This window comes from Streptomyces sp. LHD-70 (assembly GCF_031157275.1).
In the GTDB taxonomy this organism is placed as follows: domain Bacteria; phylum Actinomycetota; class Actinomycetes; order Streptomycetales; family Streptomycetaceae; genus Streptomyces.
Map to the genome: position 1 here is coordinate 14,002 of NZ_JAVIFW010000008.1, position 12,972 is coordinate 26,973.

The 12,972-nt window shown below is 71.1% G+C and carries 11 protein-coding genes; 8 read left to right on the forward strand and 3 right to left on the reverse strand.

Annotated elements, in window-relative coordinates:
- Positions 1 to 13: 13 nt before the first annotated feature.
- From RCO28_RS16850 to RCO28_RS16860, 3 genes are all read left to right on the forward strand, one after another.
- Positions 14 to 1,480 carry a penicillin-binding transpeptidase domain-containing protein gene (locus RCO28_RS16850; RefSeq protein WP_308941959.1) on the forward strand — a complete coding sequence of 489 codons (1,467 nt, stop codon included), beginning with the start codon at positions 14 to 16 and terminating at the stop codon, positions 1,478 to 1,480.
- Positions 1,481 to 1,572: 92 nt separating this feature from the next.
- A complete protein-coding gene (locus RCO28_RS16855) occupies positions 1,573 to 2,190 on the forward strand; it encodes a nucleoside triphosphate pyrophosphatase (RefSeq protein ID WP_308941960.1) in 618 nt (205 codons plus the stop codon).
- A gap of 154 nt (positions 2,191 to 2,344) precedes the next feature.
- Complete coding sequence (locus tag RCO28_RS16860) at positions 2,345 to 3,283, forward strand: hypothetical protein (RefSeq protein ID WP_308941961.1); 939 nt, start codon at positions 2,345 to 2,347, stop codon at positions 3,281 to 3,283.
- Between the two features lie 64 nt (positions 3,284 to 3,347).
- On the opposite strand, the gene RCO28_RS16865 is transcribed toward RCO28_RS16860, so the two are convergent.
- Positions 3,348 to 3,809, reverse strand: a complete 462-nt coding sequence (locus RCO28_RS16865) for a hypothetical protein (RefSeq protein WP_308941962.1) — start codon at positions 3,807 to 3,809, stop codon at positions 3,348 to 3,350.
- A gap of 356 nt (positions 3,810 to 4,165) precedes the next feature.
- On the opposite strand from RCO28_RS16865, the gene RCO28_RS16870 reads away from it, so the two are divergent.
- Positions 4,166 to 5,938 (forward strand): biotin carboxylase N-terminal domain-containing protein, encoded by a 1,773-nt coding sequence (locus tag RCO28_RS16870; protein WP_308941963.1) that lies wholly within the window; start codon positions 4,166 to 4,168, stop codon positions 5,936 to 5,938.
- A gap of 163 nt (positions 5,939 to 6,101) precedes the next feature.
- Positions 6,102 to 6,716 (forward strand): TetR/AcrR family transcriptional regulator, encoded by a 615-nt coding sequence (locus RCO28_RS16875; protein ID WP_374991179.1) that lies wholly within the window; start codon positions 6,102 to 6,104, stop codon positions 6,714 to 6,716.
- Between the two features lie 155 nt (positions 6,717 to 6,871).
- Here RCO28_RS16875 and RCO28_RS16880 read toward each other — a convergent pair whose 3' ends face one another.
- Both RCO28_RS16880 and RCO28_RS16885 read right to left on the reverse strand, forming a co-directional pair.
- Positions 6,872 to 7,810 (reverse strand): DeoR/GlpR family DNA-binding transcription regulator, encoded by a 939-nt coding sequence (locus RCO28_RS16880; RefSeq protein WP_374991190.1) that lies wholly within the window; start codon positions 7,808 to 7,810, stop codon positions 6,872 to 6,874.
- Between the two features lie 221 nt (positions 7,811 to 8,031).
- Positions 8,032 to 9,471 carry an NAD(P)H-quinone dehydrogenase gene (locus tag RCO28_RS16885; protein WP_308941965.1) on the reverse strand — a complete coding sequence of 480 codons (1,440 nt, stop codon included), beginning with the start codon at positions 9,469 to 9,471 and terminating at the stop codon, positions 8,032 to 8,034.
- A 201-nt stretch (positions 9,472 to 9,672) separates the two neighbouring features.
- Here RCO28_RS16885 and RCO28_RS16890 point away from each other — a divergent pair, with 201 nt between their 5' ends.
- The 3 genes from RCO28_RS16890 (at position 9,673) to RCO28_RS16900 (ending at position 12,792) form a co-directional block, all read left to right on the forward strand.
- A complete protein-coding gene (locus tag RCO28_RS16890; RefSeq protein WP_161699145.1) occupies positions 9,673 to 10,110 on the forward strand; it encodes a gamma-glutamylcyclotransferase in 438 nt (145 codons plus the stop codon).
- Positions 10,111 to 10,247: 137 nt separating this feature from the next.
- Positions 10,248 to 11,060 carry a purine-nucleoside phosphorylase gene (locus RCO28_RS16895; protein ID WP_308941966.1) on the forward strand — a complete coding sequence of 271 codons (813 nt, stop codon included), beginning with the start codon at positions 10,248 to 10,250 and terminating at the stop codon, positions 11,058 to 11,060.
- 82 nt (positions 11,061 to 11,142) lie between these two features.
- Positions 11,143 to 12,792, forward strand: coding sequence for a phospho-sugar mutase (locus RCO28_RS16900; protein WP_308941967.1), 1,650 nt, complete (start codon positions 11,143 to 11,145; stop codon positions 12,790 to 12,792).
- Positions 12,793 to 12,972: the final 180 nt, after the last annotated feature.

Below are 12,972 nucleotides of genomic sequence, written 5' to 3' on the forward strand. Positions count from 1 at the left end.
GGTTCGGTAGCCGGTGAACAGGCCACTGCGGCACATAGCCGTGTTCTGCGGGCTGCTCGTGCTCGCACTGCTGATACGCGCCAACTGGATCCAGTACGCGCAGAGCGAGCCGCTCGCCAAGCACGAGAAGAACCGGCGTGTGTCCATCGAGCGGTACGCGAAGGAACGCGGCAACATCATCGTCGCCGGAAAGCCCATCACCGGCTCGAAGGCGGTCGAGGGCGCGGACTTCAAGTACAAGCGCACCTTCAAGGACGGCGCGATGTACGCCCCGGTCACCGGGTACGCCTCGCAGGCCTTCGGCGCCAACCAGCTGGAGGCGCTCAACGACGAACTGCTCTCCGGCACCGACGACCGGCTGTTCCTGAAGAACACCCTCAACATGTTCACCAACGACGAACCGCGCGGCGGCGACGTCGTCACCACCATCGACCCGGCCGCACAGAAGGCCGCCTACGAGGGCCTCGGCGACCTCAAGGGCGGCGTCGCGGCGATCGACCCGGACACGGGCCGCGTCCTCGCCCTCGCCTCCACGCCCTCGTACGACCCGTCCACGTTCGCGGGCATGTCCGAGAAGGACTCGAAGGCCTGGCAGAAGCTCAACAAGGACAAGAACAAGCCGCTGCTGAACCGGGCCCTCAAGGAGACCTACGCGCCCGGCTCGACCTTCAAGGTGCTCACCGCGGCCGCCGCCATCGAGTCCGGCCGGGTCAGCGACATCAACGCCCCCACGGACACCCCCGAGCCGTGGACGCTGCCGGACACCAGGACCGAGCTGCCGAACCTGAACAAGAGCGGTGTCTGCAAGAACGCCTCGCTCAAGGTCGCCATGCAGTACTCCTGCAACACCGTCTTCGCCAAGCTCGCCGCCGAGATCGGCAAGGACGAGATGCGCGAGATCGCCGAGAAGTTCGGCTTCAACAACGGCGAACTGGACATTCCGGTACGGGCCGGCAAGTCCGTCTACCCGACCGACATCAACAGGCCGCAGACCGCCCTCACCGGCATCGGCCAGGGCTCCCTGACCGCCAGCCCGCTGCAGATCGCCATGATCGCCTCCGCCATCGCCAACGACGGCAAGCTGATGGAGCCGCACATGATCGACGAGCTGCGCGGCCCCGACACGGACATTCTGGAGAAGACCGATCCCAAGGAGATGGCGCAGCCCATCTCCGCGGAGACCGCCGACAAGGTCCGCGAGGCCATGGTCTTCACCGCCGAACAGGGCTCAGGACAGCCCGCCCTGATCGACGGCATCGAGGTCGGCGCCAAGACCGGCACGGCCCAGCACGGCGTCGACAACAAGCTGCCGCCGTACGCCTGGTTCATCTCGTACGGGAAGAACGCGGAGGGCAAGAAGGTGGCCGTGGCCGTCTTCGTCGACCCGGGGCAGGACATTCCGCGCGACCAGATCGCGGGCGGCAAGCTCGGCGGGCCGATCGCGAAGGCGGTCATGGAGGCGGTCCTGAAGAAGGGCTGACCCCGCCTCGGCAGCCACCCACCGGGCGCCCCACGAACCCTCTCGCTCGGGGAGGGAGTTCGTGGGGCGCTTGTCGTCGATACCCTCTCCCCATGACCGATCAGCGCCGCCGCCTCGTCCTCGCCTCCCAGTCCCCCGCCCGGCTCGGGCTGCTCCGCCAGGCGGGACTCGAACCCGAGGTGATCGTCAGCGGGGTGGACGAGGACGCGCTCTCCGCGCCCAGCCCTGCCGAGCTGGCCCGGGTCCTGGCCGAGGCCAAGGCGAGCGCGGTCGCCGGGCGTCCGGAGGCCGCGGGCGCCCTCGTGGTCGGCTGCGACTCGGTGCTCGAACTCGACGGCGAGGCGCTGGGCAAGCCCGCCGACGCCGAGGAGGCCACCGCCCGCTGGAAGTCGATGCGCGGCCGCGCGGGCGTGCTGCAGACCGGTCACTGCGTGATCGACACGGCCACCGGACGCCGCACCTCGGCCACCGCCTCCACCACGGTCCGCTTCGGCGAGCCGTCCGACGCGGAGATCGCCGCGTACGTCGCGAGCGGTGAACCCCTTTACGTGGCAGGGGCGTTCACGCTCGACGGCCGCTCGGCGCCGTTCATCGACGGCATCGAGGGCGACCACGGCAACGTCATCGGCCTCAGCCTGCCGCTGCTGCGCAAGCTGCTCGCGGAGCTCGGCGTCGGCATCACCGAGCTGTGGAGCCCGGCGGCCTCCTGACCTGCCGTCTCCCGACCTGCCGTCTCCTGACCGGCGGCCTCCTGACCTGCCGTCTCCAGACCGGCGGCCTCCTGACTGGCCGCCCGGTCAACCCCCCGATCCCGGTGCGGATAACATCCTCGGGCCAACCGCGTCGCACGTTCCGGGGGAGAAGATGAGCAACTCGTTCGGCCCGCCCGAGGGCCAGTTCGGCCCACCTCAGGGCCCGCCGGGACCGCCGCAGGGCGGCTCGGGCTTCGGCCCGCCCCAAGGGCCTCCGCAAGGGCCTCCGCAAGGACCTCCGCAAGGGCCGCCTCCCGGTGGGCAGTTCGGTCCGCAAGGGCCGTTCCCGCCTCCGCCGCCGCGCCGCAACAACAACGCGGGCGTCGTCATCGCCATCGTCGGCGCCCTGGCGCTCGTGCTGGTCGTGGTCGTCGGGCTCGCCTTCTTCCTCGTGCCCAACCTCTTCGACGACGACGGGGGCAGCAACACCTCGTCCGACTCCCCCGGCGTCTCCGCCGCGCCCACGGACGGCTCCTCCTCCGGCTCCGGCGGCCTCGACTCCAAGCCCGGCACCGACGCCACCTCGGCCGCCCCCGACCCGACCGAGAGCGCCTTCAAGGACGTCACCGCCGGCGACTGCCTGCCCCTGTGGGACACCGGCCACGGCGGTACGAGCACCGTCGAGTGGAGCTCCGAGCAGCCCCCGGACCCGGTCTCCTGCAAGAGCGACGACGCCCTGGTCCAGGTCACCGGCACCTCCGGCAGCTGCGACAGCGGTACGAACCAGGCCACCTGGACGTACTCCTCGCCCAGCTCGGGCGAGACCACCCGGCTCTGCCTCTCGCGGGTCTACCACAAGGGCGGCTGCTTCCTGGCCAACCAGGAGAACGGCAAGATCACCGGCATGGGCCCGATGACCGCCGTGGACTGCACGGCCAAGAAGGTGCCCAGCGCGTACAACCAGGTCATGCACATCACGGGCGTCTACAACACGTCCAAGGGCACCGACGCCAGCCTCTGCCGACGCGTGCAGAACGACCAGACGACGTACTGGTCCTGGACCGTCGACAACGGCGACACCCTGCTCTGCACGATGGTCTACCAGGGCTGATCCCTGCGCAGACCGATCCCTGCGCAGGCCGATGCCTGCGCAGGCCGATCCCTACGCAGGCTGATCAGGCGGGGCTCGGACCGTTCGCGGCGGCGGTCGTCGGCGTACCGTCCGGGCCCTCCTCGTTCGCGTCCGCGTCCTTCCCGTACGCGACCAACGTCAGTACGAGCAGGCCGAGTACGACCATCAGGAACGCGAAGGCCGTCCAGCCCACCAGGCCCACCGAGAACGCGCCGAGCACCGCGTGCAGCACCGCGGCCGCGATCAGCAGGATGCGGCCGACGCCGCCGGGCGCCCGGTCGCGCACTCCCGTACGCAGCAACACCAGGCCGCACAGCAGGAGATAGAGCCCCATCAGGCCGCCCGCCACCCACGAGCCGACGGTCATCGCGTGCGGATCCAGGCCGGCCAGGGACATCTTCTGGTTGTCCACGACCAGCCCCAGGAACCAGTTCAGCCACGCGATGCCGGCCGCCTCCACGACGAGCACGAGCGCGGCCACCAAGGCCACCGGTCTGCGCGCCACGGCGCCCCACCCACTTCCCCACGCCGTTACCCCCGGTAGGTCCGAGGGCGCCGCAAACGCTACTAACGGGTAAACCGCGGGACAAGACTCTGCGGAGGGGCAAAGATTGATACCGCCATTCGTAGGGACTCCACAAAGAAACCAGATCGGCTCCTGGCCTCACAGACAGAGACCTGCGCCACACCGTCCCGTTACTGTGCGGTTCAGGATCCCGTCGTACCGTGGTGCGACAAGGGATTTTGCGACTCGAGCGCCCCTCGAATAACGCTCCGTGTGGGCAAGCTCACTATTGGGGACGGGTCGATCCGCCGTGTCGGCAGTCCCTAAACTCAGCTTGTTTCAAGGAGGGAGCCAACGTGCGCAAGGTGCTCATCGCCAACCGTGGCGAAATCGCTGTCCGCGTGGCCCGGGCGTGCCGGGATGCTGGGATCGCGAGTGTGGCCGTCTACGCCGATCCGGACCGGGACGCCCTGCATGTCCGTGCGGCCGATGAGGCGTTCGCCCTGGGCGGTGACACCCCGGCCACCAGTTATCTGGACATGGCCAAGGTGCTGGCCGCGGCGAAGGATTCGGGTGCGGACGCGGTGCACCCCGGGTACGGGTTCCTCTCCGAGAACGCGGAGTTCGCGCAGGCGGTTCTCGACGCGGGCCTGATCTGGATCGGCCCGCCGCCGCACGCGATCCGTGACCTGGGCGACAAGGTCGCCGCCCGGCACATCGCGCAGCGCGCCGGTGCCCCGCTGGTGGCGGGCACGCCGGATCCGGTGAGCGGCGCCGATGAGGTGGTGGCGTTTGCCGAGGAGCACGGTCTGCCGATCGCGATCAAGGCGGCTTTCGGTGGTGGCGGTCGTGGTCTGAAGGTCGCCCGCACGCTGGAGGAGGTGCCGGAGCTGTACGACTCGGCGGTCCGTGAGGCCGTCGCCGCGTTCGGCCGGGGCGAGTGCTTCGTCGAGCGCTACCTGGACAAGCCGCGCCACGTCGAGACGCAGTGCCTGGCCGACAGCCACGGCAACGTCGTCGTCGTCTCGACCCGTGACTGCTCGCTGCAGCGCCGCCACCAGAAGCTGGTCGAGGAGGCCCCGGCGCCGTTCCTGAGCAAGGAGCAGAACGCCGAGCTGTACGCGGCGTCGAAGGCCATCCTGAAGGAGGCCGGGTACGTCGGTGCGGGCACCGTGGAGTTCCTGGTGGGCCTGGACGGCACGATCTCCTTCCTGGAGGTCAACACCCGTCTGCAGGTCGAGCACCCGGTCACCGAGGAGGTCACCGGCATCGACCTCGTACGTGAGATGTTCCGGATCGCCGACGGCGAGGAGCTCGGCTACGGCGACCCCGAGATCCGCGGCCACAGCTTCGAGTTCCGTATCAACGGCGAGGACCCGGGCCGGGGCTTCCTGCCCGCGCCCGGCACCGTGACCCTGTTCGCCCCGCCGACCGGCCCCGGTGTGCGCCTGGACGCGGGCGTCGAGTCCGGCTCGGTGATCGGCCCGGCCTGGGACTCCCTCCTTGCCAAGCTGATCGTGACCGGCGCGAGCCGCCAGCAGGCGCTGCAGCGCGCGGCGCGTGCGCTCGCGGAGTTCCACGTCGAGGGCATGGCCACCGCGATCCCGTTCCACCGGGCCGTCGTGGTCGATGAGGCGTTCGGGCCCGAACTGGGCGGTTCCACCGAGCCGTTCAAGGTCCACACCCGCTGGATCGAGACCGAGTTCGTCAACGAGATCAAGCCCTTCGCCGCCGGTCCTGCCGAGGCCGAGGAGGACGAGACGGGCCGTGAGACCGTCGTCGTCGAGGTCGGCGGCAAGCGCCTGGAGGTCTCGCTGCCCTCCTCGCTCGGCATGTCGCTGGCGCGTACCGGTCTGGCCGCGGGTGCGAAGCCCAAGCGCCGGGCGGCGAAGAAGTCCGGTCCGGCCGCGTCCGGCGACACCCTGGCGTCCCCGATGCAGGGCACCATCGTCAAGGTCGCCGTGGAGGAGGGCCAGCAGGTCAAGGAGGGCGACCTCGTCGTCGTCCTGGAGGCCATGAAGATGGAACAGCCCCTCAACGCCCACAGGTCCGGCACCGTCAAGGGCCTGACCGCGGAGGTCGGCAACTCCCTCACCTCCGGCGCCGCGATCTGCGAGATCAAGGACTGACGTCCGAGACACGCGTACGACGAAGGGCTCCCGGTTCCGTACCGGGAGCCCTTCGTCGTACGCACACGCCGCTGGGTGCGTCCGGTGACTGGCCGTTCGCGCACCGTACGGGGTGGCATCCTGGAAGCAGACCAGGGCCGAGGGGCCAGGGAGGACGGCTGTGATGACGACCAGCACCGGGCGAACCGAAGCGGTGCCCGCCGCGGTGCCCGCCGCGGTGCGTCCGATGCGCGCGGATGCGCGGCGCAATTACGACCGGCTGCTCGCCGAGGGCCGTGCCGCGTTCGCCGAGCACGGCACGGACGCGTCCCTGGAGGACATCGCGCGCCGCGCGGGCGTCGGGATCGGCACGCTGTACCGGCACTTCCCGAACCGGCACGCGCTGCTGAGCGCGGTCTTCGAGGACGCGGTGCGCGCGCTGCTCACCCGCTCGCGCGAGCTGCTCGACGACCCACAGCCGTGCGCGGCGCTCGTGGAGTGGCTGCGGGCGCTCGTGACGCACGCGGGCGAGTACCGCGGCCTGTCCCGGGCCCTCATGTCGGTCTCGCAGGACGACAGTTCGGCCCTCGCGCGGTGCAGCGCCCCGATGCGCGGGGCGGGCGGGGCGCTGCTCGTACGGGCGCAGGAGGCCGGGTCGGTGCGCTCGGACATCACGATCGGCGATCTGCTCCAGCTGACCAACGCGATCGCGCTGGCCGCTGAAGAGACGCCGGGGGACCCGGAGTTGGCGGATCGGTTGCTGATGCTTACGCTGCGCGGGCTCAAGTCGGGTACGTAGGGCTGCGCTTACGGAGTGCGGTCAGGTGCTGTTGTCCAGCGCACCCTCGATCGCCCTGCGGGCTCGTCCTCAAACGCCGGACGGGCTGATATTTCCGACGCGGCCGATAACGCCTGCGACGCCGCACAACAAGCAAGCGGCAGAAGCCAGTAGACCTACCTGCGCCTCAAGTCCGCCACCCTGGCCGCCCGTTCACGTTCCCGGTCGCCCGGGGTCGGGTCGGTCAGGGCGCTTGCCGTGCGCAGGGACGGTGGACCCGGTGTGACGTTCCTCCGCTGGCCCGGCAGGGGGACGTCCCGGCGCTGTGGAGGGCCCGGCGGCACCGGGTCGGCGGTGCCGCCCGGTGGGGTCGCGCCCGCCACCGCGACCTGGACGCCCTGGTCGGCGAGGGCCTGCAGTTCGGCGGCCGCGCGTTCGTCGTGCACCGGGGGCTCGTCCGTGACGAGCCGGGTGATGACGTCCGTGGGCACCGTCTGGAACATGGTGTCGGTGCCGAGCTTGGTGTGGTCGGCGAGGACCACCACCTCCGCGGCGGCCTGCACCAGGGCCCGGTCGACGCTCGCCGAGAGCATGTTGGACGTGGACAGGCCGCGCTCCGCGGTCAGCCCGCTCCCGGAGAGGAAGGCGCGCGACACCCGCAGCCCCTGGAGGGACTGCTCGGCTCCGCTGCCCACGAGGGCGTAGTTGGAGCCGCGCAGGGTGCCGCCGGTCATGACGACCTCCACGCGGTTGGCGTGCGCCAACGCCTGGGCGACGAGCAGGGAGTTGGTGACGACGGTCAGGCCGGGGACGCGGGCGAGCCGGCGGGCCAGCTCCTGCGTGGTCGTACCCGCGCCGACGACGATGGCCTCGCCCTCTTCGACGAGGCCCGCGGCGAGATCGGCGATGGCCGTCTTCTCGGCCGTCGCGGACAGCGACTTCTGCGGGAAGCCGGACTCACGCGTGAATCCGCCCGGGAGTACCGCGCCGCCGTGGCGGCGGTCGAGGAGTCCTTCGGCCTCGAGCGCCCGCACATCCCGCCGTACGGTCACTTCGGAGGTCTGGACTACGCGGGCGAGCTCCCGGAGCGAAACCGCTCCGTTGGCCCGCACCATTTCGAGGATCAATTGGCGACGTTCTGCAGCGAACACGAAACTGACAGTAACCCCAACGACCGTCTGCTTTCAGCAGTTTGCGCCGAATAACAGAAGTTGTTCGCATGGTCCGACGCGAAGTGGTATACGCAGGCCCAGTCCCCCGGCATAGTCCGGGTGACTGGGCCAATGACGTCGTACGAGGGCTCAACTCGCCCTCGGAGCAGGGGTTTTACGGGCTGTCAGGCCTCGCCCGCCGTCTTGCGCGTGTGCAGCTGGCGGGCAACCTCGGCGATCGAGCCGGACAGCGAGGGGTAGACGGTGAACGCATTCGCGATCTGTTCCACCGTCAAGTTGTTGTCGACCGCGATCGAGATGGGGTGGATCAGTTCCGAAGCGCGCGGCGAGACGACCACGCCGCCGACGACGATGCCGGTGCCGGGGCGGCAGAAGATCTTCACGAAGCCGTCCCGGATGCCCTGCATCTTGGCGCGCGGGTTGCGAAGCAGCGGCAGCTTCACCATGCGGGCATCGATCTTGCCCTCGTCCACGTCGGACTGGCTGTAGCCGACGGTGGCGATCTCCGGGTCGGTGAAGATGTTCGCCGAGACGGTCTTCAGGTTCAGCGGCGTCACCGCGTCGCCCAGGAAGTGGTACATCGCGATCCGGCCCTGCATGGCGGCGACCGACGCGAGCGCGAAGACACCGGTCACGTCACCGGCCGCGTACACACCGGGGGCGGAGGTGCGGGACACCTTGTCGGTCCAGATGTGGCCCGAGTCCTTCACGCGGACCCCGGCCTCCTCCAGGCCCATGCCGCTGCTGTTCGGGATCGCGCCGACCGCCATCAGGCAGTGCGTACCGGTGATGACGCGGCCGTCGGCGAGCGTGACCTCGACGCGGTCGCCGACGCGCTTGGCGGAGGCGGCGCGCGAGCGGGCCATGACGTTCATGCCGCGGCGCCGGAACACGTCCTCCAGGACGGCGGCGGCGTCCGGGTCCTCGCCGGGCAGCACGCGGTCACGGGAGGAGACCAGCGTGACCTTGGAGCCGAGCGCCTGGTAGGCACCGGCGAACTCGGCACCCGTGACACCCGAGCCGACCACGATGAGCTCCTCGGGAAGCTCGTCCAGGTCGTACACCTGCGTCCAGTTGAGGATGCGCTCGCCGTCGGGCAGGGCGTCGGGGATCTCGCGCGGGTGCCCGCCGGTCGCGATGAGCACGGCATCGGCGACGAGGGTCTCCTCGCTGCCGTCCGCCGCGGTCACGACGACCTTGCGGGAGCCGTCCATGTCCTGCTGGCCCTCGAGCCGGCCGCGGCCGCGTACGACGCGGGCGCCCGCGCGGGTCACGGACGCGGTGATGTCGTGCGACTGGGCGAGCGCGAGCCGCTTCACCCGTCGGTTGACCTTGCCCAGGTCCACGCCGACGACGCGGGCGGCCTGGTCGATGTGCGGCGTGTCGTCCTCGACGATGATGCCCAGCTCTTCGTACGAGGAGTCGAAGGTGGTCATCACCTCGGCCGTCGCGATGAGGGTCTTGGACGGCACGCAGTCGGTGAGCACCGACGCCCCGCCCAGACCGTCGCAGTCGACGACGGTCACCTCCGCGCCGAGTTGGGCGCCCACCAGGGCCGCCTCGTATCCGCCGGGTCCGCCGCCGATGATCACGATCCGGGTCAAGGGATTTACGCCTCGCGCTCTCGTTTCCGGCCCGCCCACCGCGTTCCGGCCGGGGGTCCCGGGGTCGCCCCCGGGCAGATGCAGTACGTACTCCATTGTCCCGCACGCTTCAAGTTGCTTCGCCCCGGGGCCCTCCAGTGGGGTACGACGGGCTCATGAGACCGCACGACCTGCGGCGGTCACTGTCGTACCCTCGGTCCCATGTCGCTCTACGCCGCGTACGCCGGCAATCTCGACGCGCGGCTCATGTCCCGCCGCGCCCCGTACTCGCCGCTGCGCGCCACTGGCTGGCTCAACGGCTGGCGGCTGACGTTCGGCGGGGAGCACATGGGCTGGGAAGGCGCGCTCGCCACGATCGTGGAGGCCCCGCGCTCCCAGGTCTTCGTCGCGCTCTACGACATCGCGCCCATGGACGAGGAGTCCATGGACCGCTGGGAGGGCGTCGGCCTGGACATCTACCGCAGGATGCGGATCCGCGTGGAGACCCTGGAGGGCGAGATGCCCGCCTGGGTGTACGTCCTGAACGGCTACGAGGGCGGCCTGCCCTCGGCCCGCTACCTCGGCGAACTCGCCGACGCGGCGGAGTCGGCGGGGGCGCCGCACGATTACGTGATGTCTTTGCGGAAGCGGCCCTGCTGAGGCCGGTAGCTGGTCACCCTCCGGGGGCTCCGCCCCCGCCCCCCCCGCGAGCTTGGCGGAACGTACAAGGCAACGATCGCGACACTGTCGACGGCAGCATCTACGCGCGTGGAACGACAACGGCTACCCTCGACCGCGTGAACGCTTCCGTAACCCCCACCGACCCGTACGCCGCCGCAGACGCCGCCGCCGCGCGGCTGCGTGAGATCACCGGCGCAGAGACCCATGACGTCGCCCTCGTGATGGGGTCGGGCTGGGCCCCCGCCGTGGACGCGCTCGGCACGCCCGAGGCCGAGTTCCCCGTCACCGAACTGCCCGGCTTCCCGCCGCCCGCCGTCGAGGGCCACGGCGGCAAGATCCGGTCGTACAAGATCGGTGACAAGCGCGCCCTGGTCTTCCTCGGCCGCACCCACTACTACGAGGGCCGCGGCGTCGCCGCCGTCGCGCACGGGGTGCGTACGGCCGTGGCCGCGGGCTGCAAGACCGTCGTCCTGACCAACGGCTGCGGCGGCCTGCGCGCGGGCATGCGCCCCGGCCAGCCGGTCCTGATCAGCGACCACCTGAACCTGACGGCGACGTCGCCGATCGTCGGCGCCAACTTCGTCGACCTGACCGACCTGTACTCGCCGCGCCTGCGCGCCCTGTGCAAGGAGGTCGACGCGAGCCTGGAGGAGGGCGTGTACGCGCAGTTCCCCGGCCCGCACTACGAGACCCCGGCCGAGGTCCGCATGGCCGGTGTCCTCGGCGCCGACCTGGTCGGCATGTCCACGGTCCTGGAGGCCATCGCGGCCCGCGAGGCGGGCGCCGAGGTGCTCGGCATCTCCCTGGTCACCAACCTGGCCGCGGGCCTGTCCGGCGAGCCCCTCAACCACGAGGAGGTCCTCCAGGCCGGCCGCGACTCCGCAGCCCGCATGGGCGCCCTGCTCACGCAGGTCCTCGGCCGGATCTGAGCGACAGTTCCGAGCGACGGTTCCGAGCGACAGTTCCGAGCGATCCGACCCGTACGACGTACGACGAGAAGCTGAGGCAGACGTGCAGGCAGACGCACACGAGGCGCTGATCACCCGGGCCAGGGCCTGGCTGGCCGAGGACCCCGACCCCGAGACCCGCGAGGAGCTGGCCAAGCTCATCGACGCCGGGGCGCACGAGGAGCTGGCGGACCGGTTCTCCGGCACCCTCCAGTTCGGCACCGCCGGGCTGCGCGGCGAGCTGGGCGCGGGCCCGATGCGGATGAACCGCTCCGTCGTCATCCGCGCGGCCGCGGGCCTGGCCGCGTACCTGCGCGCGCAGGGCAAGGCGGGCGGGCTCGTGGTCATCGGGTACGACGCGCGGTACAAGTCGGCGGACTTCGCGCGGGACACGGCGGCCGTGATGACGGGCGCCGGGCTGCGCGCGGCGGTGCTCCCCCGCCCGCTGCCCACCCCCGTCCTGGCCTTCGCCATACGGCACCTGGGCGCGGTCGCGGGCGTCGAGGTCACGGCCTCGCACAACCCGCCGCGCGACAACGGCTACAAGGTGTATCTGGGCGACGGCACGCAGATCGTGCCCCCGGCGGACGCGGACATCGCCGCCGAGATCGACGCGGTGGGCGCCCTCGCCGACGTACCGCGCCCGTCGGAAGGCTGGGAGACGCTGGGCGAGGAGGTGCTCGAGGCGTACTTGTCGCGGACGGACGCGGTGCTGGCCCCCGGCTCCCCGCGTACGGCCCGTACCGTCTACACGCCCATGCACGGCGTCGGCAAGGAGACCCTGCTCGCCGCGTTCGCGCGGGCCGGGTTCCCCGAGCCGGTGGTCGTGGCCGAACAGGCCGAGCCGGACCCGGACTTCCCGACGGTGGCCTTCCCGAACCCGGAGGAGCCGGGCGCGATGGACCTGTCCTTCGCGGCGGCCCGGGACTCCGAGCCGGACCTGGTCATCGCCAACGACCCGGACGCGGACCGCTGCGCGGTGGCGGTGCACGACTCCTCGGCGGGTGACTGGCGCATGCTGCGCGGCGACGAAGTGGGCGCGCTGCTTGCCGCGCACCTGGTCAAGCGGGGTGTGACCGGGACCTTCGCGGAGTCGATCGTCTCGTCGTCCCTCCTTGGCCGGATCGCTTCGGCGGCGGGTCTGGCGTACGAGGAAACCCTCACCGGCTTCAAGTGGATCGCCCGCGTGGACGGCCTGCGGTACGGCTACGAGGAGGCGCTCGGCTACTGCGTCGACCCGGAGGGCGTGCGCGACAAGGACGGCATCACGGCCGCGCTCCTCGTCACCGAGCTGGCCTCGGAGCTGAAGGAGCAGGGCCGTACGCTGCTCGACCTCCTCGACGACCTGGCGATCGAGCACGGCGTGCACGCGACGGACCAGCTGTCGGTGCGGGTCGAGGACCTGTCGATCATCGCGGCGGCGATGCGGCGGCTGCGCGAGCAGCCGCCGACGGAGCTGGCGGGCCTGCCGGTGACGCTGGCGGAGGACCTGACGCGGGGAACGGCCTCGCTGCCCCCGACGGACGGGCTCCGCTACACGCTCGACGGCGCCCGGGTCATCGTCCGGCCCAGCGGCACGGAGCCGAAGCTGAAGTGCTACTTGGAGGCTGTCGTACCGGTGGCCCCTTCGGACGGTCTGCCGGCGGCACGGGCGAAGGCGGCGGAGCTGCTTGCGGCGCTGAAGCGGGATCTGGCTGCGGCGGCGGGTATCTGAGCCGGTAGCGTTCCGGCCTTGAGGGGCGGCGGTGACCTGGACGGTCACCGCCGCCCCTCTTCGTACGTTGGGACCACCTGAACGGGTGATTCCCGCAGGGCACTTGACGCAGCGGGGCGGGAGGGGTGGGGCCCGCAAGGAAGGTGGACCGGTCTGCGCCCGACCGGCCCCAGGGGCTGC

Bases quoted from the DNA above. Each gene is read 5' to 3' on its own strand.
- RCO28_RS16855 (WP_308941960.1), top strand. From the start codon at position 1,573: ATGACCGATCAGCGCCGCCGCCTCGTCCTCGCCTCCCAGTCCCCCGCC.
- RCO28_RS16860 (WP_308941961.1), top strand. From the start codon at position 2,345: ATGAGCAACTCGTTCGGCCCGCCCGAGGGCCAGTTCGGCCCACCTCAG.
- RCO28_RS16875 (WP_374991179.1), top strand. From the start codon at position 6,102: ATGACGACCAGCACCGGGCGAACCGAAGCGGTGCCCGCCGCGGTGCCC.
- RCO28_RS16890 (WP_161699145.1), top strand. From the start codon at position 9,673: ATGTCGCTCTACGCCGCGTACGCCGGCAATCTCGACGCGCGGCTCATG.
- RCO28_RS16880 (WP_374991190.1), bottom strand. From the start codon at position 7,810: ATGGTGCGGGCCAACGGAGCGGTTTCGCTCCGGGAGCTCGCCCGCGTA.